General features: G+C 41.8%; 21 protein-coding genes. 12 read left to right on the top strand and 9 right to left on the bottom strand.

What is annotated here, in order from left to right; genetic code table 11:
- Window positions 1-249: 249 nt before the first annotated feature.
- Window positions 250-372: a hypothetical protein gene (locus tag DUT71_RS20565; protein ID WP_262510649.1), complete on the top strand. Its 123-nt coding sequence runs from the start codon at window positions 250-252 to the stop codon at window positions 370-372.
- 160 nt (window positions 373-532) lie between these two features.
- On the top strand, window positions 533-2,020 hold the full coding sequence (locus DUT71_RS19840) for a glycine--tRNA ligase (RefSeq protein ID WP_113664280.1): 1,488 nt from the start codon (window positions 533-535) through the stop codon (window positions 2,018-2,020).
- Between the two features lie 361 nt (window positions 2,021-2,381).
- Here the strand turns inward: DUT71_RS19840 and DUT71_RS19830 are convergent, their stop codons facing one another.
- A complete protein-coding gene (locus DUT71_RS19830; RefSeq protein WP_113664278.1) occupies window positions 2,382-2,735 on the bottom strand; it encodes an arsenate reductase family protein in 354 nt (117 codons plus the stop codon).
- A complete protein-coding gene (locus tag DUT71_RS19825) occupies window positions 2,735-3,937 on the bottom strand; it encodes a C40 family peptidase (RefSeq protein ID WP_113664277.1) in 1,203 nt (400 codons plus the stop codon). The genes DUT71_RS19830 and DUT71_RS19825 overlap by 1 nt, the downstream gene beginning before the upstream one ends.
- A gap of 221 nt (window positions 3,938-4,158) precedes the next feature.
- Between DUT71_RS19825 and DUT71_RS19820 the strand changes: the two genes are divergently transcribed.
- From DUT71_RS19820 to DUT71_RS19805, 4 genes are all read left to right on the top strand, one after another.
- On the top strand, window positions 4,159-5,241 hold the full coding sequence (locus DUT71_RS19820; protein ID WP_113664276.1) for a calcium:proton antiporter: 1,083 nt from the start codon (window positions 4,159-4,161) through the stop codon (window positions 5,239-5,241).
- 28 nt (window positions 5,242-5,269) lie between these two features.
- The gene (locus tag DUT71_RS19815) at window positions 5,270-7,201 is read left to right on the top strand and encodes an LTA synthase family protein (RefSeq protein ID WP_113664275.1); all 1,932 of its coding nucleotides are present in this window, start codon (window positions 5,270-5,272) and stop codon (window positions 7,199-7,201) included.
- On the top strand, window positions 7,198-7,680 hold the full coding sequence (locus DUT71_RS19810; protein ID WP_113664274.1) for a GtrA family protein: 483 nt from the start codon (window positions 7,198-7,200) through the stop codon (window positions 7,678-7,680). Before DUT71_RS19815 ends, DUT71_RS19810 begins: the two co-directional genes overlap by 4 nt.
- A gap of 85 nt (window positions 7,681-7,765) precedes the next feature.
- Window positions 7,766-9,550, top strand: a complete 1,785-nt coding sequence (locus tag DUT71_RS19805) for an aromatic amino acid hydroxylase (RefSeq protein ID WP_113664273.1) — start codon at window positions 7,766-7,768, stop codon at window positions 9,548-9,550.
- A 200-nt stretch (window positions 9,551-9,750) separates the two neighbouring features.
- On the opposite strand, the gene DUT71_RS19800 is transcribed toward DUT71_RS19805, so the two are convergent.
- A complete protein-coding gene (locus DUT71_RS19800; RefSeq protein ID WP_113664272.1) occupies window positions 9,751-10,305 on the bottom strand; it encodes a PhnA domain-containing protein in 555 nt (184 codons plus the stop codon).
- Between the two features lie 136 nt (window positions 10,306-10,441).
- Between DUT71_RS19800 and DUT71_RS19795 the strand changes: the two genes are divergently transcribed.
- From DUT71_RS19795 to DUT71_RS19785, 3 genes are all read left to right on the top strand, one after another.
- On the top strand, window positions 10,442-11,143 hold the full coding sequence (locus DUT71_RS19795; protein WP_113664271.1) for an SDR family oxidoreductase: 702 nt from the start codon (window positions 10,442-10,444) through the stop codon (window positions 11,141-11,143).
- A 190-nt stretch (window positions 11,144-11,333) separates the two neighbouring features.
- Complete coding sequence (locus DUT71_RS19790; protein WP_113664282.1) at window positions 11,334-11,870, top strand: C40 family peptidase; 537 nt, start codon at window positions 11,334-11,336, stop codon at window positions 11,868-11,870.
- Between the two features lie 13 nt (window positions 11,871-11,883).
- A complete protein-coding gene (locus DUT71_RS19785; protein WP_113664270.1) occupies window positions 11,884-12,273 on the top strand; it encodes a DUF1801 domain-containing protein in 390 nt (129 codons plus the stop codon).
- Here the strand turns inward: DUT71_RS19785 and DUT71_RS19780 are convergent.
- Both DUT71_RS19780 and DUT71_RS19775 read right to left on the bottom strand, forming a co-directional pair.
- The gene (locus tag DUT71_RS19780; RefSeq protein ID WP_113664269.1) at window positions 12,270-13,157 is read right to left on the bottom strand and encodes a flavin reductase family protein; all 888 of its coding nucleotides are present in this window, start codon (window positions 13,155-13,157) and stop codon (window positions 12,270-12,272) included. The genes DUT71_RS19785 and DUT71_RS19780 overlap by 4 nt on opposite strands.
- A gap of 331 nt (window positions 13,158-13,488) precedes the next feature.
- Complete coding sequence (locus tag DUT71_RS19775) at window positions 13,489-14,487, bottom strand: fumarylacetoacetate hydrolase family protein (RefSeq protein ID WP_113664268.1); 999 nt, start codon at window positions 14,485-14,487, stop codon at window positions 13,489-13,491.
- A 483-nt stretch (window positions 14,488-14,970) separates the two neighbouring features.
- Between DUT71_RS19775 and DUT71_RS19770 the strand changes: the two genes are divergently transcribed.
- Together DUT71_RS19770 and hppD are read left to right on the top strand one after the other, a co-directional pair.
- Window positions 14,971-16,137: a homogentisate 1,2-dioxygenase gene (locus tag DUT71_RS19770; RefSeq protein ID WP_113664267.1), complete on the top strand. Its 1,167-nt coding sequence runs from the start codon at window positions 14,971-14,973 to the stop codon at window positions 16,135-16,137.
- A gap of 132 nt (window positions 16,138-16,269) precedes the next feature.
- Window positions 16,270-17,400: a 4-hydroxyphenylpyruvate dioxygenase gene (gene hppD, locus DUT71_RS19765; protein WP_113664266.1), complete on the top strand. Its 1,131-nt coding sequence runs from the start codon at window positions 16,270-16,272 to the stop codon at window positions 17,398-17,400.
- Window positions 17,401-17,669: 269 nt separating this feature from the next.
- On the opposite strand, the gene DUT71_RS19760 is transcribed toward hppD, so the two are convergent.
- On the bottom strand, window positions 17,670-18,275 hold the full coding sequence (locus tag DUT71_RS19760; protein ID WP_113664265.1) for a PH domain-containing protein: 606 nt from the start codon (window positions 18,273-18,275) through the stop codon (window positions 17,670-17,672).
- Window positions 18,276-18,312: 37 nt separating this feature from the next.
- On the bottom strand, window positions 18,313-20,667 hold the full coding sequence (locus tag DUT71_RS19755; RefSeq protein WP_113664264.1) for a PDZ domain-containing protein: 2,355 nt from the start codon (window positions 20,665-20,667) through the stop codon (window positions 18,313-18,315).
- Window positions 20,668-21,014: 347 nt separating this feature from the next.
- Between DUT71_RS19755 and DUT71_RS19745 the strand changes: the two genes are divergently transcribed.
- Entirely contained in the window at window positions 21,015-21,938 is a 924-nt protein-coding gene (locus DUT71_RS19745) for a YihY/virulence factor BrkB family protein (protein ID WP_113664262.1), read from the top strand.
- A 68-nt stretch (window positions 21,939-22,006) separates the two neighbouring features.
- On the opposite strand, the gene DUT71_RS19740 is transcribed toward DUT71_RS19745, so the two are convergent.
- Entirely contained in the window at window positions 22,007-22,591 is a 585-nt protein-coding gene (locus DUT71_RS19740) for a porin family protein (protein ID WP_113664261.1), read from the bottom strand.
- A 99-nt stretch (window positions 22,592-22,690) separates the two neighbouring features.
- Window positions 22,691-22,972, bottom strand: coding sequence for a hypothetical protein (locus DUT71_RS19735; protein ID WP_113664281.1), 282 nt, complete (start codon window positions 22,970-22,972; stop codon window positions 22,691-22,693).
- Window positions 22,973-23,221 lie beyond the last annotated feature (249 nt).

The following is a 23,221-nucleotide window of genomic DNA, read 5'->3' as shown; positions in this document are numbered from 1 at the left end:
TTCGTCATCTCGACCCTGTGGAGAGATCTTTGGATATGTTTATACAATGGTTAGTGCCGTGGTTGGTGATAACACCAACCACAGGTCTAGAAGCGAAAATCCGAAGGATTTCAATCCTTATAGAGAAATATGTACGCGAAATCATGCGACTCCGTAGGAGTCGTACACAAAGAGGCCTATTTTTATAAATATTTGACCTCTTCGGGGTCTTAAACCTGAAACTATGGGCAAGACCTATACTTTTTGCCCATGGAACCCAGGTTTATTAAACCCGATAGGCAGGCATTTTATAGGGGTGGCCAGGCAGCTGGTGCAGCAGTTGGCCTATGGGCGGTTTTAAAGGCTGCCAAGGGTGGTGCCGTTGTGCCATAAACCTGACCGCAGCGAAAAGCCCACAGGAAGCGCCAGCGAACGAGGACTTGTAGCGGAGTGCAGGGCTTTGGCAACCGATGGATGATGGAATTGCTTTTCGGAACATTTTTAAAGCATTTATCTTATAACTTTTGATTTTAACTTTTAACTTTGGACCACTATGGCTCAGAAAAATAACGACGAAATTTTTAAGAATGTAATCTCTCATGCCAAGGAATATGGTTTTGTGTTCCAAAGCAGCGAAATATATGATGGCTTAAGTGCGGTTTACGACTATGGACAGTTGGGTGCCGAGCTTAAGAACAACCTGAAAACTTATTGGTGGAAGGCAATGGTGCAAATGCACGAAAACATTGTGGGCATTGATGCGGCCATTTTTATGCATCCGAAGGTGTGGAAGGCAAGTGGGCACGTGGATGGTTTTAACGACCCCATGATTGATAACAAGGACAGCAAGAAACGCTATCGGGCCGACCAGTTGCTGGAAGATAGAATTGCCAAGTACGAAAAAGATGGCAAAACGGATAAAGCGGCCAAATTGCAGGCCGACATGGACGATGCCCTGAAGGCCGAGGACCTGCCACGCCTGAAAGTTTTGATTGAGGAACATGAAATTGCCTGCCCGGTGAGCGGTACCCGCAACTGGACCGATGTACGCCAGTTTAACCTAATGTTTAGCACGCAGTTTGGCGCCATGGCCGAGGGCAGCGATGTGGTTTACCTGCGCCCGGAAACAGCCCAAGGTATTTTTGTGAATTTCCTGAACGTGCAAAAAACGGGCAGGATGAAAATTCCTTTTGGGATTGCGCAAATTGGCAAGGCTTTTAGGAACGAGGTGATTGCCCGCCAGTTTATTATGCGCATGCGTGAGTTTGAACAGATGGAGATGCAGTTTTTTGTGAGGCCCGGCGAGGATAAAAAGTGGTTTGAATACTGGAAAGAGGCACGTTTGAAATGGCATAAGGCTATTGGCACAGCGCCTGAAAAGTATCGCTACCACGACCACGTGAAGTTGGCGCACTATGCCAATGCCGCTACCGATATTGAGTTTGAATTCCCGTTTGGCTTTAAAGAGGTGGAGGGGATACATAGCAGAACTGACTTTGACCTATCGCAGCACCAAGCCTACAGCGGCAAGAAAATGCAGTACTTTGATGCCGAGCTGGATGAGAACGGAAAGCCTTATGGCAATTATGTTCCCTATGTGATTGAAACTTCGATTGGCCTGGACAGGATGTTTCTCCTGACCCTGATCAACGCCCTGGAAGAGGAGGACTTAAGTACCCCCGAAAAACAGGACAGCAGAACGTTGCTGCGTTTGCACCCTGCATTAGCACCTATTAAGGCGGCTATTTTCCCGTTAACCAAAAAAGATGGACTGCCAGAAAAGGCCCGCGAAATTATGGACCAACTGAAATTTGATTTCAACTGCATGTATGAGGAAAAGGATGCCATCGGGAAACGCTATCGCCGCCAGGATGCCATTGGTACACCTTTCTGTATCACGGTTGATCACCAAACTTTGGAGGATAATACGGTAACCATCCGCCACAGGGATACCATGGAACAACAACGTATTGAAATTAAGGACCTACATTGGACCATAGATAGCAAAGTAAGCTGGAGAAGCCTGCTGAGCCATTCATAAAATACGAAAGCCCTGCATGTTGTGCGGGGCTTTTTCATGTACTCCTGTTTGAAAATCTCTGGGGCTCTGTTCCAATTGGCCTGAACCTGTTGGGCATGCGCAAATTGGCCTTAATAGCTTTAACAGAACTGGCCGCAGCGGTGCTTTTTTTGCATACTTTTTCCATGTATAGGAAACCTGGGCTTGCCAAGGCATTAAGGCATACAAAAAACAGCCACAAACTACTTCATAAGGGTTGGTGTGCGAAGCGACAGCACCATAAATGATAGCAGAAAACGTTTTTTGGGGCCTAAAAAATTTGTTGGTGATGCGTATCAGGTATTTTCTTATGCCAAATTCGCGTTAAATTCAGCTATTGAACTTAGGTTGTTTGCAAAATATGGGAAATGGCTTCCTGGGTTCTGGCGATCAGGGCTTTATCTCCTTTAATCACAATTGGCCGTTGTATGAGGATTGGGTTTTCATGCATGATTTGGATAAGTTGGGCAGCTGACAGTTGCCTGCCTTTTACCTTTTCCTTGAAAACGGTTTCTGTGGTGCGCATCAGCGCCAAAGGGCCAATGCCCAGCAGTTTCAGAAGATCTTTTAATTCATTTACACTTGGCGGATTTTCAAGATAGTTGATAACCTGCACTTCTGTTTCCTGGCTTTTTATTGCATTTAATGCCGCATTGCTTTTGCTGCACCTGCTGTTGTGGTATATTTTAATGCGCATTATTTTTTACTTAGGTACCAATCGTGCTTTTCTACTTTGGTGATTTCGGGCTGCCCAACCTGGGTTAAAATCCTGCGTGCGCCTACCAAGGTTTTGGTTTGGTACTCATCATAGTTTGGTGCTGTGGGCAAAATACTGCTAATTTTTACCATGCCAGCAGATTGGATAAACTGGCCGTTGCCCATGTAAATGGCCGTGTGGCTTACCCTGCCGTTGTTAATGCCCCTGCGCTTGGCGGCAGAAAAAAACATGAGGTCGCCGGGCTTTAGGTTTTTAAGACATTTCTCCACACTGATCGAATCATTTTCCAGCACATCGAGCGGCTCACCTACCAAGGCCTGCTGGGAAGCATCGCGGGGAATCATTATACCGTTTAAAAAGTAGGCGGTTTTGGTAAAGCCACTGCAATCAACCCCTTTAATGGAAGTTCCGCCCCACAGGTAGGGTACGCCAATGAGGGTTTGGGCAGTTTTTAAAATGGCATCGGCATTAGGCAGGGGCTGTTTTAACCAGGCCAGGTAATCGGTCGTTTGGTTGGCAGGGATATAGGCTTCCCTCCCATCAGGAAAGGCTACTTTAACAAATCCATTTTCCTGGGCAACATACTTTAAGATATTGCCCGCTACCAGATCGGAAACTCGGGCGGAGCTAAGCTCGGGTTTTGCCAGGGCATGGCCGTAATCATTGAGGTAAACGATTTTTTTTGCGGCTTGCCATGCTTTAAAAGCGGCCTGGTCCATTGGGGCAATCGCGCCGCCGTCTGTCCATGCCAAATAGCCATCGGGCGATTTCACCAGGTAAAAGCCGCCTTGTTTTTTCAGGATCTGGATGGGGGTTCCCAGCAGGGTTTGAGTCATGAGCTCGGCCCCGTGGAAAGGCTGGCTACGGTTATTGGCCACCGAAATGGTCGTGACCCCGTAGGTCATTTGGTTTAACTGCTTGGCCGGAAGTACCACGGCAGAAAGTTTTGTGCCATGGTTTTCGGGGAACGATTTTTCAAAAGCCTGCACGGCCTGCTCCGAAGTGCTTTCTACAAAAACAGAATCGGCCTTGAAGCGTACATGGAAATAAACCGACCGCTTATCTGGGGCATATTTTCTTTGTATGGAATTGGCAACCGTACGATAAGCATTGGTATCTATTTGTGCAAAGGCCGAAAAACTAACAAGGCTGCAGGCTAAAAAGAAAAAACATCTGTTCATGGTTATTGATTAAAAGAGGGAACTGATATATCACGAAGTTACAATATATTGCGGATGGAACGCCGTTTGTTTGGTAAATAGTTGGTTAGGTTTTGAACCATTAGGCCATTAAGGGGCATTAAGTTTAGCCCGTTTGTGGTTTAAAGGTCGGGCTTTTCTGCTTCTGGCTTTTTTTTATATATTTAAAAACATCCCAATTGTACACCTGTTAATTGAATAGCATGCTTAAAAAATTACCTCTTCCTGTTTGGACCATTGCTTTACCCATTTTGGCCTGGCTGGCCTATTTTTTACCGCTCCAAGGAATTGGAGGTTTTGGAACGGCCATATTAGTCGTGTTCTTGATCGGCAGTGTGCTTTCGGCCGTTCACCATGCCGAAGTTGTTGCCCATAAAGTTGGCGAGCCTTTTGGCACGCTTTTACTTGCCTTGGCCGTAACCACCATTGAAGTGGCATTGATTGTTTCGTTAATGCTTACTGGCGGCCCAGGCACCGAGGAGCTTGCCCGGGATACCGTTTTTGCCGCTGTAATGATTATTCTTACCGGTATGATAGGGATATGCCTGTTGGCGGGTGGCGTAAAATTTAAACAGCAGGAATTTAGTTTGGATGGCGTAAAAGCCGCCCTGGTAGCGCTAACCGCTATTTTAGTACTTACTTTAATTTTACCAAATTATACCACCAGCATGGCCGGCCCGTCCTACACCACTGCCCAGCTGATATTTGTGGCTATTATTTCGCTGATTTTATATGGCGCCTTTGTATTGGTACAGGCGGTAAGGCATAGAGATTTCTTTTTACCTCCCGGCGATGATGGCAATGAAGAAGTGCATGCGGCCCCACCAACAAAGGCGGTAGCGCTTGGCAGTGGACTATTATTGTTGGTTTGTTTAGGCATTGTGGTGTTATTGGCCAAAGCTTTGGCTCCCGATATTGAAGATGCAGTGATCAGTGCTGGTGCGCCAAAATCTTTGGTGGGCGTTATTATTGCCGGCGTGGTGCTATTGCCCGAAGGATTGGCAGCTTATCGTGCCGCTAAGAAAAACCGTTTACAAACCAGCCTAAATCTGGCCCTGGGCTCGGCCTTGGCCAGTATTGGCTTAACCATTCCTGCCGTGGCCATTGTGTCCATCATCACGGGCATGACGATTACGCTGGGCATTGACACGAAATCGATGGTGCTGCTCCTGCTTTCCCAGTTCACCATCATGTTATCACTAGGTTCTGGGCGCACCAATGTATTGCAGGGCGTTGTTTTATTAACTATTTTTGCCGCATACTTATTTACCATTATCGCACCGTAGCCATAGTGGTACAGGGCAAAATGTGTCGATGAATCTAAAATATAACCGCCAATCTGTATATATTGTACTTGTTTACCAGTTTGCATTGCTGCTAGTGCTTTATGCCCTATGCAGGTTTGGTTTCTTCCTGGTCAATAAATCATTGTTTAAGCACCTAAGCGCCGGCGAGGTAGCCTATGCCTTTTTAGGGGGGATCAAGTTTGACATCGTAGCGCTGCTGTACATCAATTCACTGTATATCGTCCTGCAGGCACTACCCTTTCCGTTCAAATACCGGAAAGGCTATCAGCTTTTTGCCAAATGGTTGTTCATAATCAGCAACAGCATTGGCTTTTTGGCCAATTTCATCGATTTTGCCTATTATAAATTTACACTTAAGCGTACCACGGGCAGTGTTTTCTCGCAATTTAGCCACGAAAAAAACAAACTGAAACTTACCGCCGATTTTCTTTTGGAATATTGGCACCTGCTGGTCATCCTCATTTTGTTTATCGCTGCCTTTGCCAAACTAAGCCAAGTATTTGCTACACCAAAACGCGTGCGTTTCAATTGGAAAACCTATGCCATGCAAACATTGGCTTTATTGTTTATTGTTTTCTTGTTTATTGGCGGCGTTAGGGGCGGCTGGCGGCATAGCACCCGTCCTATTACCCTAAGCAATGCCGGCGACTATGTTAAATCGCCAGGCGATATGAGCTTGGTACTGAATACGCCGTTCAGCATCATGAAAACCCTAAAATCACCAAAACTTAAAAAGGTAGATTATTTTGATGAGCAGGCCTTGGCCAAACTTTACAATCCAATTCACCGGCCCAATGATACCGCCTCCTTTAAAAAGCTTAATGTGGTATTCTTAATCATAGAAAGCTTAGGCAAGGAACATATCGGCGCACTTAACAAAGAGCAGCTCAATGGTACCTACAAGGGCTACACGCCTTTCATTGATCGCCTGGTGGAGCAAAGTTTCACTTCAAATGCAACCTATGCCAACGGTCGTAAGTCTATTGATGCATTACCTTCGGTGATTTCGGGCATCCCATCTATCCGCGAGCCCTACGTTCTTTCGCCCTACTCCAGCAACACCACCACCAGCATTGCCAAACTTTTGGGCGACGAAGGTTATTATACGGCCTTCTTCCACGGTGCCCCCAATGGCTCCATGGGCTTTTCGGCTTATACCAATTTAGCCGGCATTAAACACTACTACGGCAAAAACGAATACAACAACGATGCAGATTTTGATAACATTTGGGGTATTTGGGACGAGCCTTTTATGCAGTACATGGCCAAAACCATTAACACCTTCAAACAGCCATTTTTTACGGCCTTCTTTTCTGTTTCCTCGCATCACCCCTATAAAGTTCCCGAAAAATACCAGGGTAAATTCCCGAAAGGGACCTTGCAAATTCATGAGCCTTTAGGTTATACGGATATGGCCATCCGCAAGTTTTTTGATACGGCCCAAAAAATGCCCTGGTATAAAAATACCTTATTTGTTTTGTGCGCAGATCATGCAACCATGTCCTACCTGCCCGATTACCAAAACGTTCCCGGCTTTTTCGCTATCCCCATTTTATTTTATTATCCGGGCGGCAATCTAAAAGGAAAGACAGATAAAATTATCCAACAGATTGACATTATGCCAACCGTGCTGAACTATATGCACTATAAAAAACCCTATTTTGCGTTTGGTTTTGATGCCATGGACAATAAAACCACCAATTTTGCGGTGAACAACAACGATGGCAATTTTAACTTTTACCAAGGGGATTACCTATTGGTGAATGATGGCAAAAAATCCATCGCTTTGTTTAACCTAAAAACGGATAGGGCTACCAGCAAAAACCTGATAGAACAGCTGCCAGCGGTAAAAACCGAGATGGAACAAAAGCTAAAGGCGTTTATACAGCAATACAACAACAGAATGATCAATAACCAACTAACCTACCAAAAGGAATGAGGAAATTAGCACTCCAAATGATCGACTTTTTTTATCCTCCCTTTAAAAGATGGTTTTCAATTGGCACTTTTAGGTATTTAGCCAGTGGCGGCATCACCGCTTCATCGGGTATTATAGCCTATTTTGTCATTTACAATTACGTTTTGCACCAGCAAGATGTGCACCTTGCGGGATATCTGATTACCGCACCTATTGCCGCATTGGCACTCGAGTCGGTATTTACTTTCCTTGTGGGTTTCACGCTCAATAAATACCTGGTTTTTACACAATCAAATTTGAAAGGCCGCATCCAGCTATTCAGATACGGCACCGTGGTAGGCACCAATATCCTGCTTAATTATGCGCTGATGAAGATTTTGATAGAAGGTTTTCAGTTCTACCCATCCATTTCCAAAGCCTTTATTACCATTTTGTTGGCCGTATTCAGTTATTTTTCCCAGAAACACTTCTCTTTTAAGGTAAAAAAGACCAAAAACTGACAAGCTTTAACGATCAAAGCCGCTTGTTTTCTTGCAATACTAGCTTAAATCAGGTATTTTAGCCCAATTAAGAAAATGTAAAAAGATGAGCGATTTTAACGACTTTAATAACGAACAAGTTGCCAAATTGCCTAGGCATTTAAGGCAGTTCATTGTGGAGCAAAATTACGAAAAGTACACGCCAATTGACCAGGCGGTATGGCGTTATGTAATGCGCCAAAACTATAGTTATTTAAAGCACGTAGCTTATTACCCATACATTAAAGGTTTGCAAAGAGCTGGTTTAAGTATTGAGCAGATACCCGATTTGCAAACCATGAACGACAATTTGGGCAAAATTGGTTGGGGGGCCGTAACGGTTGATGGTTTTATTCCACCGGCAGCTTTTATGGAATACCAAGCCTACCGGGTGTTGGTTATTGCTGCAGATATCCGCCAGATTGACAATATAGAATATACACCTGCACCAGATATTATCCACGAAAGTGCCGGCCATGCGCCTATTATTGCCGATATGGATTACAATAACTACCTGAGCTATTTTGGCTCTATAGGTGCCAAAGCAATGTTTTCAAGTAAAGATTTTGAACTTTATGAAGCCATCCGAAAGCTATCGATTTTAAAGGAGGCCAAGGATGTGGATGAAGCCGAAATTGCCAAGGCAGAGCAGGACCTGAAATACATTTCAGAAAACATGGGCGAACCTTCGGAGATGGCACTTTTGGGCCGCCTACATTGGTGGACGGTGGAATATGGCTTGATAGGCACTTTAGAAAACCCCAAAATTTACGGTGCGGGCCTGTTGTCTTCCATTGGCGAAAGCGCCACCTGCATGGATCCCAAAATCAAAAAGCTTTGGTACAATATGGATACCGTAAACTATCCATACGACATTACACAGGAACAGCCGCAGCTTTTTGTAACGCCTACTTTCCAAAACTTAATTGACGTACTAGAGGCCTTTGCCAACACCATGGCCTTTAGGCGTGGTGGTGCCGAAAGTATTTTAAAAGCGATTGAGTGCAAAAACCCAAGTACAGCGGTTTACAGCTCGGGGCTACAGGTAACCGGTGTATTTACCGATGTGGGCATTAGCGCCAACGACGAACTGACCTTCATTAAAACCAGCGGCCAATCTGCTTTAGCTTTTGAAGGCAAAGAACTCCCAGGCCATAGTAAACATTACCATAAAGATGGCTTTTCATCGCCTGTTGGCAAATTAAAGGATATCGAAAAACCTTTAGAAAACCACAGTTTAGCAGAATTGTCGCAGCTGGGAATTAGTGTTGGCCAGCTGGTACGTTTAACCTTTGAAAGTGACATTGAAGTAAACGGAAAGATCAAGGAAATCATCAACAAGGATGGCAAAACGATTTTAATTGCCTTTGAAGAATGCACGGTAAGAGAAGGAAACGGCAACATTTTGTTTCAGCCTGAATGGGGAACTTACGACATGGCCGTTGGCGAAAAGATCGTTTCGGTATTTAACGGCGCAGCAGATAAGGATGCCTACGAGGAGCTAACCCACGTGAGCCAACAGCTTACCCACAAATTGGTTTATGATGAGGCCACCAAGCGTTTGCACCAACTTTACCAACAGGTTAGGGATATTAGGGAAACTGGCGAAGGACAAGAAAAATTAACAGAAATCTTTAATGAGCTTAAAAACTCTTACCGCTACGATTGGCTTTGTACTTTACAGATTTTAGAAATACTACATCATAAAGGTACCAATCCAACTTTAGAAAATGAAGTAAGGATTTATCTGGAGATGAAAGCCGCGAACGAAAAGGAATTCACGAAGCTGATCAACGACGGTTTTCATGTGATTGCCAATCCAGTAACCCAGTTGATTACCGTAGAGGATTAGAATAGATTTCATAAAACTTACGAAGCTTTAAAACGGCAAAGCCCTCAACTTTACCTCTGAAAACAATAAGGAATTAAAGTTAAACTTCGTAAGTTTTTTGCTTTAACATCGTCATTGCGAGGAACGAAGCAATCTTAAAGCAACTTGTAAGCTCTTATTTATGAGATTGCTTCGTTCCTCGCTATGACGACACAATATTTCTAGTTATTTTTCTTAACGTACTTCGTTAATATTACAATCATTTGTTCGTTGATTTTACCTTCAATCTGCTCATGATTGTCGTGTACTAACCTGATACGTTTCACCACCGTTCCCTTAGGCGCACTGAAGTTTGTACCTTTTACATCCAAGGCTTGCGTTAGCACTACCGTATCACCGTTTTCAAGTACGTTGCCAAAAGCATCTTGGTGAACATCAGCTACTTCCAAGCCACTCAAAGCCCATTGGATAGTATCCTCATCTAAATCAACCATACTGAGTACGCCACTTGCCCAATCTTCGTCCTTATAATTTTGCAGAATACGATAGCTCAATGCCTGTACGCTAGGTTCAGGGTTCCAAATGCTTCCTTCCACAACCCTCCAATAAAAGCTCTGGTCTTTAGCATCAATTTTCTCTAAGCAATCATTGCATAAGCCCACTTGGTTTTCCATAGCGTCGGCCTTTTTCGGGCTAACTGTATAGGCGTTTACCGCTTCGGTTTTACTACACAGTTCACATAAGCCGTCGCTGCGCTCTTTAAGTTTCTCTAACATCGTTTTTCAAAATTATGCGCAAAGGTACTTAATTAACTCGTTAAGATGAGTTTTATGTCCATAATCACAATTTATACGGAAACCAGCCCTTAAACTTCCCAATTCCTTATCTTTGCCGCACTATACATTAACATTTATGAATATCATTATTACGGGCGCCAGCAGTGGCATTGGCTTTGAGGCAGCATTAGAATTAAGTTTAGATACAAAAAACAAGGTGGTTTGCATTGCCCGCTCGGCAGATAAATTGCGCAAACTCCATGAAATTGCCAAAAGCATTACCCCTGAATGCACTTTGCTTCCCGTAGCTTTTGATTTGGTGAATGATGATTACAATGCCTTGATCCCCTTCATTAAAGAAAGATTGGGAACGGTAGATATTTTGATCAACAACGCAGGTTCGCTGATCAACAAACCATTGCTAGAAACCACAGAAAATGACCTAGCAGCCATGTTGGAACACAATGTAATCAGTCACTTTAAAATGACCCGTTACATGCTCCAGTTTATGGAAAACGGTGCTCATATTGTAAATATTGGCAGCATGGGCGGCTTTCAGGGCAGCGTAAAATTTCCTGGACTAGCGGCCTATTCAGCAAGCAAAGCGGCATTACACACCCTAACGGAATGCATGGCGCAAGAACTGGTTCAAACAGGTATTAAAATCAATTGCCTGGCACTTGGCTCAGCACAAACCGAAATGTTAGAAGCGGCGTTTCCAGGTTACGAAAGCCCAGTAATGGCCTTTGAAATGGGCAAGTACGTGGCTGATTTTGCCAGAACTGGCCATAAGTTTTTTAATGGAAAAGTATTGCCAGTAGCAGTAACTACACCATAAAATTTACGATTTTGGATTTACGAGTTACGATTTCAGTGAAATGAATAAACAGTTTATCTTCTGCATTCAACACCAAAATAACACCCTGAAAACCAAAAAAACTAACCATCCAAAAAACCAACCAACCACCCAACAAGTTTTCCACATTTTTTGGTTCTATAGATGTTGTTCGTTAAGTTTGAAAACAAACATGAAGAAAATCCTAGTCACCATCTTACTGCTCAGCGTATTTGCAATCAACAGCAAAGCACAAGATAATGTGTCGTTAACGATGCAATATCAGCGAATGATGGAAAAGGTGATTAGCCGCATTCCAGAGGTTGCCAACAGCACTTCAAACAAAATCATGGACTTTGCCAAGTCTCTTTTAGGCACGAGATATCGTTATGCTTCCAGCAATCCCGAGATTGGTTTCGATTGTTCGGGCTTTGTGAGCTATGTGTACAAGCAATTTGGATTTAGTGGCGCACGCTCTTCTGCCGATTTTGCTAAAAAAGGAAAAGCCATCAAACTGGCTGACGCAAAAGTAGGCGATATTTTAGTATTTACAGGTTCTAATGCGAGGGTACGCAGACCAGGTCATGTAGGCATTGTTTATTCAAAAGATGCAGACGGCAATATCAAGTTTATCCATTCGTCTTCTGGAAAAGCAAAAGGAGTAACCATTACCGATTTAGAAGGTTACTACAAAAACCGTTTCCTAAAAGCGGTTACCGTTATGGAATAAAAAATCCACTCTTATGGCAGCGCTTAAAACCAAGGCCAATAACAACAGTGTTTCCGAGTTTATCAACGCCTTAACTGACGAAAGAAAACGTCAAGACAGTTTTGTGCTTTGTGAAATTATGGAAGAAATTTGTAAAGCCAAAGCTAAAATGTGGGGCGATGCCATCATTGGTTTTGGCGACAAAGACCTCGTTTATCCAGATGGCAAACGCATTGATTGGATGGTGATGGCCTTTTCTCCCCGTAAACAAAACCTTACCTTATACTTGGAAGGAGGTTCTACCCATCCGCTGTTAAGTAAATTAGGTAAACATAAAACCAGCAAAGCCTGCTTATACATCAAAACTTTAAAAGATATTGATTTGGATGTTTTGAAGCAGATTATTACCGATGCCAACGTTTAAAGCAGTAACACTTTCAAGGCATCAGATACTTTTCCGTAAGCGATCAATTCTCTAGCAAATTCATGCAGCTCCCTTTCCCTATTGGCGGCGTCGCCAATGGTGGCATCCATAATGTCCTTTACGTTGGCATTCCACTGCATTTCCGAAATTTCTTCATCACTGGGCAAATGCTCTTCGTTACCCAACAAACCTAAATCGTTACCGGTAAGCACTTTTGATTGGCGCACCGAAACAGGCAATGCGCTTACCCCTATGCCCAAAGTTGTAAGTGGCTTGGGAACCGTGAATAAACTTTCTGGGGTAACACGACTATACCAATTCCCTCCTAAACGAGCTACCAAATCAATTTTATGCTGGTCAATCTTGCCTTCAGTATCTAAAATTTCCTCTTTGATATGGATGAGCTTGATCTCTGCCAAAATCAAATTTCCTGCTCCATGTTGATCTCCCAATGGAATGATTTGATTAACTACACACTCCAGTTGCACAGGGGCTTCGGCCACTCTTGGCGGCTTCACCAAATGCGAGGTTTCCATTGTAAATCCAGCCTTTTCAAACTCGTTAACCTCTTTTCCATATTCGGTGCTCGACAAACTGGTTTGCTGCACCATGGCATAGTTCACAATATTGATCACGCATTCCCTAACCTCCCGCACATTCTCCAGGGTATGCTTGGTGGTATTGTCCCTCACCCTTCTGGCCGGCGAAAAAATACAGATGGGCGGATTAGTGCTAAACATATTGAAGAAACTAAAAGGGCTAAGGTTAACATTCCCTTCGGCATCTATGGTAGAGGCTAAACAAATTGGTCGCGGGGCGATGGCATATTGCAAATAGTTTTGCAATTGCACGGGGGTTAAATCATCGCATTTAAGTGTCAGCATGGGATTATTTGTTGAAGGGTTGTGAAAGTTGTAAGGTTGGAAAGTTTAAAAGTTATTTTTAACTCCTTTGCTGTCATTCCGACGTTAGGAGGAATCTATTTTATGGTACTATGCTACTTAAGGATCATTAGCTGCGCTCTGGATGGCATGAACGGGCAGAACATTCCTACTACTGCCGGTTCTTTACATAGCAAGGTTTACCTAAGTAAGCTAAACCTGACAGGAGCGGGCATCCCAATATCATCCAGAGCGCAGCGAAGGATATTGGGATAAAGCGGATGGCAGGGCTTTCGTATCCGATAAACATTTAGAGCCCTGCTTTCCCTTAAAATTACTTCTTCTTTAAAGCTAAAATTGAAAAATCGGTATCTACTTTTGTAATGGTATTGCTCAAAGCGCCCAAACCTGTGATTTCCATTTCCACATGGTCACCTGCTTGCAGCCATTGCACTTGGTAATTAGGATCGTTTAATAAACCTGTACCGTTGAGCTCCAGGAAACACCCGGTTCCTACGGTTCCAGAGCCAATCACATCACCTGGCAAAATATCAACGCCATAAGCGCAACGCTCAATAATTTCGGCAAAAGTCCAATCCATATCGGCCATGTTGCCGCTAGAAACCTCAATACCATTTACTTTGCAGGTCATTTTCAAGTTGTAGTTATTACCTACATGGTTTTCTTTGGCAGCTACTTTAAATTGCTCCAGCTCGTCTGGAGTAACCAACCAAGGGCCAATTACGGTCGAAAAATCTTTGCCTTTTGCTGGGCCCAAGTTCAATAACATCTCTTCCATTTGCAAGGTACGGGCGCTCATGTCGTTCATAATGGTGTAACCGGCAATGTACTCATCGGCTTCGGCAGCTTTAATGTTGCGACCTTTTTTGCCAATCACTACCGCAACTTCCAGTTCAAAATCAAGTTTTTGGAAATGATCTGGCATACATTCAATTTCACCTGGACCTTGAATAGCATTATGGTTGGTAAAATAGAAAATGGGATATTGATCAAACTCGGCAATCATGTCTACCTTACGGTTTCTGCGAGCCGCCGCTACGTGTTGCCTGAAAGCATAACCGTCTCTGCAAGAAGTTGGGTGAGGCACTGGTGCCAAAAGTTCATAAAAAACTTCTTCTTTTGGCGATAATTTACCGTCTAAAATATCCTGGTTGATTTTTTTCGCTCTTTCCATCAGTGGTTCTCCACCTTCTAAAAAAGCATTCATATGATCTGGGATTAGCTTATCGCAAGAGTTCAAGTTATAGATATGTCCGTTGGCATAAATTCCTAAATGCTCCTTGTCTTCAGTTTTATAGGATACGAGTTTCATTGAAATAAATAATTTTCGTTAGTGGTGCAGTTTCCACATCCAATGGAACAACAATGTAAATTGGAGATGGTTTATATTGGATTTGTGGTCAAAGCTATGAAAGCAATATGTGTTTTGCAAAATACTGATGGCTTTATTAACGTAAAACACAAGCAAACAAGCAATTAACATTTAAAGTCAGCTTAAAATCATATTAAATTTTGGGATCTGTCAGGTTCATCATTGGTAAACAAAATTTATTAAATTTGATATGCTTTACAAAAACACTAACTTCGTAAAATAATGCAACCAAAGATGACATATTATAATTTGCACGCTGCCGAGGTTTTTGCTGCGTACCGATCTAATATGCTATCCAAGCTTATATTTGCACAATATTCTTGATAATTTTTGAGCAAGCTTAAGTATCCTGAGCTTCCATCTTCCAAACGTTTTCATTTTTTATTCGTTATATTTTAATTCTAACCAAATTAACCTTATAATATGCCTATTTATCATTCTTTAGGGAGTATTCCTCCTAAAAGACATACTGTTTTTCGCAAGCCAAATGGCGATTTATATGCCGAAGAATTGGTTTCAACGGAAGGTTTTTCGAGCCTATATTCATTGGTGTACCATTGCCATCCGCCAACCATTGTAAAGGCTATTGGAGAGCCGTACAATGTTGAGCCAAAAATTGCTAGGGAAAAGCATCTGCGCCACACCAGCTTGATTGGTTTTAATGTGAAGCCTGAGGATGATTATTTAAAAAGCCGTAAACCTGTTTTAGTGAACAGCGATCTGCACATTTCACTGGCGGCTCCTAAAAAATCAATGACTGATTATTTCTATAAAAACAGTCAGGCTGATGAAGTGATTTTTATCCATGAAGGTACCGGAAGATTAAAAACGGGCTTTGGGGAGATTACTTTTGAATATGGTGATTATCTGGTTATTCCACGAGGCACCATTTACCAAATGGAATTTAACGACGAAAACAACCGCTTGTTTATAGTAGAAAGCTTTAGTCCAATTCGTACACCAAAAAGGTACCGTAATGCCTTTGGACAATTAGAAGAGCATTCGCCATTTTGCGAGAGAGATATTAAAAGACCAGAAAACCTGCAAACTTTTGACGAGTTTGGCGAGTTTAAGGTATTGATCAAGAAACAGGGCATAATGTACCCTTATACTTATGGTACCCACCCATTTGATTTTGTAGGTTGGGATGGTTTCCATTATCCATGGGCATTTTCAATCCATAACTTTGAGCCAATTACTGGCCGCTTACACCAACCTCCTCCCGTACATCAGACTTTTGAAGGACATAACTTTGTGATTTGTTCTTTCGTTCCTCGTAAATACGATTATCATCCATTGGCCATTCCTGCGCCCTACAACCACAGTAATGTGGATAGCGACGAGGTTTTATATTACGTAGATGGCGATTTTATGAGCCGTAAGAGCGTGGTGAAAGGCCAAATCACCTTACATCCGGGAGGCATTCCGCACGGGCCACACCCTGGCACGGTTGAAAAATCTATAGGGCAGGAAAAAACGGAAGAACTTGCTGTCATGATTGACCCTTTTAGGCCTTTGATGCTAACGGAAGATGCCTTGGCTATTGAGGATGAAAGTTATCATAAAAGCTGGCAGATCAACGTAGAGTAAGGTCGGGAAGTTATTAGTCGGAAAAGTCTGAATGTGATGACCGAACCGACCCAAACTAATTAAATAATTGATTATAACATCCGACTCCCAACTTTTATGACTTGCGGACTTTCGGACTAATAAAAAACAAAAATGAGCACACAAACCTTTGCAGAGAAAATAGCGAAAGCACAAGATTTCCTTCCTATTAACGGAACGGATTATATTGAATTTTATGTAGGTAATGCCAAACAGGCTGCACATTACTACAAAACAGCCTTTGGTTTTCAGTCATTAGCTTATGCTGGACCAGAAACAGGCGTGAAAGATCGAGCATCTTATGTATTGCAACAGGGAAAAATCCGTTTGATTTTAACCACTGCCTTAAAATCAGATAGCCCTATTTCAGAACATGTAAAAAAACATGGTGATGGCGTGAAAATATTGGCCCTTTGGGTTGATGATGCCTACAGTGCTTTTGAAGAAACCACCAAACGTGGAGGCAAACCTTATTTGGAGCCTCAAACACTTACCGACGAGCATGGTGAAATACGCATGTCGGGAATTTATACTTATGGCGAAACCGTGCACATGTTTATTGAGCGCAAAAATTACAATGGTGTTTTTATGCCAGGTTACCGTAAATGGGAAAGCGAGTACAACCCTGAGGATGCGGGCTTGCTTTATATTGACCATTGTGTGGGCAACGTAGGCTGGAACCGCATGAATGAAACCGTAAAATGGTATGAAGATGTTATGGGCTTTGTGAACATTTTAACCTTTGATGATAAGCAAATTAATACGGAATACTCTGCCTTGATGAGCAAGGTAATGAGCAATGGCAACGGCTATTCTAAATTCCCGATTAATGAACCTGCCGAAGGCAAAAAGAAATCTCAGATTGAGGAATATTTGGAGTTTTACGAAGGCGAAGGCGTACAACATATTGCGGTGGCAACCAAAGACATTGTAAAAACTGTTAGAACACTTAAAGCTCGTGGTGTAGAATTTTTAAGCGCACCTCCACAAGCATATTACGATATGATGGGCGAACGCGTGGGAGAAATTGATGAAGAAATTGCACCGCTAAAGGAACTCGGCATTTTAGTAGACCGTGACGAGGAAGGCTATTTATTACAGATTTTCACCAAACCTGTAGAAGACCGCCCGACTTTGTTTTTTGAAATTATTGAGCGTAAAGGCGCCCAAAGTTTTGGCGCTGGCAACTTTAAGGCATTGTTTGAAAGCATTGAAAGAGAACAGGCTTTGAGGGGTAACTTGTAAATTAACCTGAATTTTGAGTCTTCATACGTACTGCTAGAAATGGTGCAATCTAACTACTATTGCAATGGTGAAAAACTATGCTTTAAGATTGCTTCGTACCTCGCAATGACGAAATCATGATTTATTATATTGAATTGCAAACAACGCAAAACGTATAAGATTCAAGCTTATTGGCAAAAAGCTATTCGTAGAAAAAAGGGACTGTCTGATTTTTTAGCAGTCTCTTTTTTATCTAGTAAGCTAAAGCACCCAGGAAGTAATCTCATAGATTATTTATTCTTCGCAGCTTCTACTCCACGAAGCATAATTTGATTTCTATCTTCGAGATTTTTTTGTGATTTTGTTAATATCTTAATTAATCCCAGTTCCTTTTTTTCTTTGGCTATTTCAAATTTGTCAACAATTATTGTCAAAAGATGGTTCTCGTCCACGAGGCATGCGTCATAGTTCTCATTTATAAAATCTCCGTCAATCGTAAATATCACGGTCTTGCCTTTTAGGTTTGTATATTTATCTTTCACCGCTGTTAGAGAAATAAACTTGGGCATGTAATTATTTTTTGTTTTAATATACAATTGACTACCAAAAGATATATTTTCAATCAAAGTATCTCGTGAAATTATCTCTATATTTTCAACATAGTCCATCTTAAAGGTAGATAGGAAAATTGAATTCGTCACATATTTTCCATTTATAAAAACTGCGGATGTTCGTTCAGATTTATTTTTGTCTACGTAAATCACACGTAAAGCGGTATCTATAATTCGATTGTTCTGCCTGTTGATTGGTACATTTTGAGTTTTTTCTTTGGTAGTTTGTGCAAATGATTGTGCTAAAGTGAGCGAAAACAATAAAATGAGCAGTTTTTTCATCATGATATGTTTTTAGTTGACTAAACATTTAAGGCTTGAATTATCTTAGTGGTAGTATACGAAGTGTTTTTTGAACCTGGTCTCTAACCACTACTACTTCAAGGTCTTTTTTATCCTTATATTTTTGGCTTAGTTTCATTAAATCTGCTACCGAGCTTACAGATTCTTTCCCAAAGGAGATCAGAACGTCGCCTTTTTTCAAATTGCTTTTTGCAGCTGCCGAGGCTGCTGGCAAATCAATTAACACCACGCCATTCCTATCGTAAAGTCCAAGGGATGATTGCTCGCCCAAACTTTCAATATCTTTAAATGTAGCGCCCAACCAATTGAACCTTGGAGATTTTCCTAAATTTTCATTTGCCAAAGGTAACCCCTTCAGCGCCCTGATATTAGGTTTCGCTGCAGGTTCCTTTAAACGTGATGCGGTTACGCCAAAGTTCATTTCAAAATTTTTAAACCCCATTTTAATTGCCGGAGACTGCGGTTTTAAGCTATAATTTCCAACAGCAGCATCTACAAACAGCGCATCACCGCTTTTACTATTTTGATCAACGCCCAATTTTTGAGCAGATTTTAAAGCCTGTGCAGAAAGGAAAAAATTAGAATCTACTTGCTTGCCCCAATAAGGCATACGGATGGGTGCATAAGGCAGTGTTACCACATTATGCACAAAAACATCATGGCTGTTACGAAACCATACATGTGGATGAAAAGTGTTATTGATGATAATGTTGTTATACACTGTACGATGATACCCTTCTCTCAACTTTAATCCACCGCTGAGGCAAACATTATTATAAATTAAATAGTTGCTGCTTCCATCATCCAAATCAATGTCCCATCCATGATCACATTGAAAACGGTTATTTCGCAAAATAATGGGATCAATAACATCTAGTTTTTCGATACCCGGATATTTGGAAACCATCCTTTCTACACTGCTACCATTGGGCAGCCAATACCTGTCCCGTCCCCAAGAGTTAAAAGCGCCGTGGTCGCCGGTCTCTAAAACGGTATCAAAAACATCGTTAAACTCAATCACATGGCCACCCCAGGTACCTTCGCTAATGTTAATCCCGGCTCGGGGTGTTTTGTAGATAGTATTATGGCTTATGGCAATATGTGCCGACATGGATATCTGTGCACCAGCCACTTGTTTCTCTATTAAGCCTATATGATGTATCAGGTTACCACTCGCTGTACAATACTGTGGATAGTTGTTATTTTTAGGCCCCTTCTGCATATCCATTTGCTCAGCAGGCACAAATTGCTCATACCTAAACGAGGGGGATCTTACCGCATCTGGATTTCCTACAAAAGAAATGGCACTGGCGCCTATGTTATAAATAAGATTATCTTTAACAAGATTATGTTTGTTATAGTTGCTCATGAAAACGGCATTCCCGCCAAGTTCGTAAAAATTACAGCCACTAATGGTAATATGCTCCGTACCGTCCAGTAAAATTGCCCCACCACGGTAAATTGCCCAATCGCTTCTCAGTAAAGGTTCCTTAGTAAGCATGAAACTTCTAGCCGTTTGTGTAAAATTTATGCGGTTAATACGAACATTTTTAACGGGTTGCGTGCTACTGCCGGCAATGTGCAATATATCTGTTAAATGGCTTATGCTAAATTTTACCTTATTGGGATCCGTTCCCCCGGGTGGATAAAAGTAAAGTATCTTCTTGTCGTCGTCATAAAACCATTCATTCGGTGCGTCCAACTCCTCAAATATATGCTCAATAAAACGATGCTTTTGGTGCATTGGCGATGGTCGGTTATTTTGCCAGCCACCCTCCATTAAAAGCTTGTTGTTTTGTTTACCAGTAACCAGATAATGGAAGCCTCCCCACTCGCCGCGATGTAGTGCATGCACATAAGCTCCTTTCGGATTATCCCAACGGCTAACCTTTGCAGGCTCTAGGGCATCTGCGGCCGTACCATTAAATATCTGAGCATTTACATCAAAGTTTGGATAGCGAGCCATTGGCAATGCTTTTCCGTTGAGGAACAGCTGATCTGGCTTTTCTGCCAATACAATATTCGCTTTATAAATTCCATTCTTGTAAAATTCCCATTTAATTTTTATTGGCTTACCGCCGCTAAAAACTACGCTTTCATTTTGATAAGGCTGAATAGTGAGTGAACGGCCGGTAAAATTAGCGGGTGAAATTTCAACCGTTTTGTCTGTGGTATAGGTTCCGCTTCTAAAATAAATATTTACCGCTTTGCCTTTAAGTACGGCCGCTTTTTTTAGGGCTCCCTCCAGTGTTTTTAGGGGTTTTAACAAGGTACCGGGATTGCCGTTGTTTCCGTTAGAGGCTACATAGAAATTTTGTTGGGCTATGCAACAAAAAGGCAATACAAACATTGCCAGCAATAGTTGTTTTTTCATTAGGAGATAGATGCAATAAAATGTTATGGCTAAACTACCATTAAATTAGCTGATGTACAAGCGCATATCAAAACTAATTATCGTTGCTAGCAATGCCCCAACAAATAATACAGCACCACAAAAATCACGATGGTTGACACGCAACCTCCACCTAATTTCCAGGCGCCCCAGCCAGCAAATATCGTTCTAAAAAAATTATTCATACCTATTGATTTATTGATAGCATAACCAATATTAATTGAAAAAGTTTTTAAAGCACTTAAATTCCCGCTCGCCAAACATTTTTGGCTAAAAGGCAGAATAACAAACATCCGTTAGCCATATTTTGTTACTTTTGAAAATCACTAATGGGAAAAACAGCAACTCTTAAGAAATCAAAGCTTTTACTTTTTGCCTATCATTTACAAAAAGCATTTGCATTATACCAAAAAAACGATCCTTTACGTTTAGCTGGCGCCACGGCTTTTTTCGCCAATTTCGCCATCCCCCCCATTTTACTCATCCTCATTAGGTTGTTTGGTTTTTTTGTGGACAGAAAAATACTTGCCACCCGCTTGTTTGAGCGTATTTCAGAAATTTTAATTCCAAGCAGTACCGAACAAATTAGAGAAACCTTAAGAAACATACGCGGAATTGATCATAATTGGTGGGCTACCATTTTAACTTTCGTATTTTTTATTTTCGTAGCCACCACCCTATTTAATGTCATCAAAAACTCGGTAGAACAAATATGGAATATTGGCCAAGACGCGAAAATGGGTTTCCTATTTACGCTGAAAATCCGTGGTCGCTCCATGGTGATTATCCTACTGGCAGGTATTTTGTTTTTTATAGGTTTGGTAACCGATAGCATACAGGCATTTGTAACCACTTATTTGAATAGCACTTCGCCCAACTTTGGAAAATGGCTGCTCTGGACACTAAACCAAACCATTTTCACTTTAATTGTCACGATTTGGTTCACCATCCTGTTCAGGTTTTTAACCAACGCCAGACCAAGCTGGAAAATAGCCTTACAGGGCGGGCTTTTAACAGGCATATTATTTAACCTAGGGAAATACGTATTACGCATCATGTTGCCCCTTAGCAATATCGAGAATATTTATGGAGCCTCGGGTTCCATTGTACTGGTAATGTTATTTGTGTTCTACTCTTCTCTAATTTTCTATTTCGGCGCATGTTTTATTAAGGTAATTAGCGAAAAACAGCATAAAGTTATACGGCCGCTCAAGGGAGCACACACCTACGAGCTGATCGAGAAAAACGAATAAAAAAAGCCCGGTTTCAATATGAAACCGGGCTTTTTTTATCGGAGGTTTATACCTTTAGCCTATTCTCACTAAAACAGCCTCAAGCCTAAACCAAAAGTGAACAAGTTTAATTTTGTATCTGGATAGCCCGCCGAGTTAAGTTTAGACAAACCTAGCTCATACCTTAAATCAAAGTTAAGTTTACCTAAATCCAAGCCGGCGCCAAATTGCCATGCAAAAGCCTGTCCCTTGAAATCGCCGCTGAATACGTTTGATGCAGCCTGATTAAAGCTTTGGTCATCGCTCAAAATAAACGAGGCAACCGGTCCTGTGTTTAACCGCACGCCAATGCCTGCTGCGCCAATTTTAGTTCCAACTAAAACAGGGACATCTAAGCTGGTGAATTTCACCTTACTTTCCAATCCGCTGTTTTTCAGGGTAGTATTTTTGCCAGAGAGATATAATTCAGGCTGTAAATGAATGCCAGCAGCGCCAATACGGGTCCATATCCCACCATAGTACCCAGCCCTATTATCGCTCCCAAATGTATTTTCTGTGCTAAACTTAGATAAGTTTAAGCCTCCTTTTAGCCCCATTTGAAACGAGGGAAGTATTTGGCCAAATGCAAAAAATGAGCAGCATATCAAAAGGGCCGCCAAAGTAATTTTTTTCATGTCTTTATTAAATCGTTTAAAACCTAACCTTATGTACGCCCTTTTTGTGCTGGGCTATTCATTACGTAGCGCAAATATACATTAGCGCCGGATGATTGCCTAATTACATGAAACTTTAGGATCAACTTTCTCAAAACCCTGCATTTCAAAAACGGCAAGTTTTTCCAGAAGGTTAAAATGCAGGGTGCCAAAAAAATTGAAAATTCCATCGTCGTTTTTGCCTTCAATACACACCGTTTCCTTCAATACCGGACTATTTTGGTTGGCTCCCGAAAAAAGTAACTCTTCATTTTGAATAATGACGTTCTTCGCTTCGATAGCAAAATCATTTAAAAGGGCCAAAAAAGCCTTACCATTCAGCAATAGTTCTTTAATTTCCATAACCCTAAAATTTAACGTGAAGATTAATTTAAATTTAAACAAAAATCCTGCGAAATAGTTCTGCAAATTGTCATAAAAACAAGCTAAGCTTTTGATTATTTGGCAAATCGAATAGTAGCTGCAAGTAATACCAGCCCTGTTATTCAAAAGCTATTACGGGAATAACCCCTTTTTTTTCGAAAATCACTTGCCATACAGCTATCTCCCGAAAGCCCTTCTTTCCGCTATAGTCCAAAGCTCGTAAACTCG

The organism is Pedobacter nanyangensis, from assembly GCF_003313505.1.
Taxonomy (GTDB): Bacteria; Bacteroidota; Bacteroidia; order Sphingobacteriales; family Sphingobacteriaceae; genus Pedobacter; species Pedobacter nanyangensis.
This window is presented reverse-complemented; position numbering and strand designations above follow the sequence as displayed.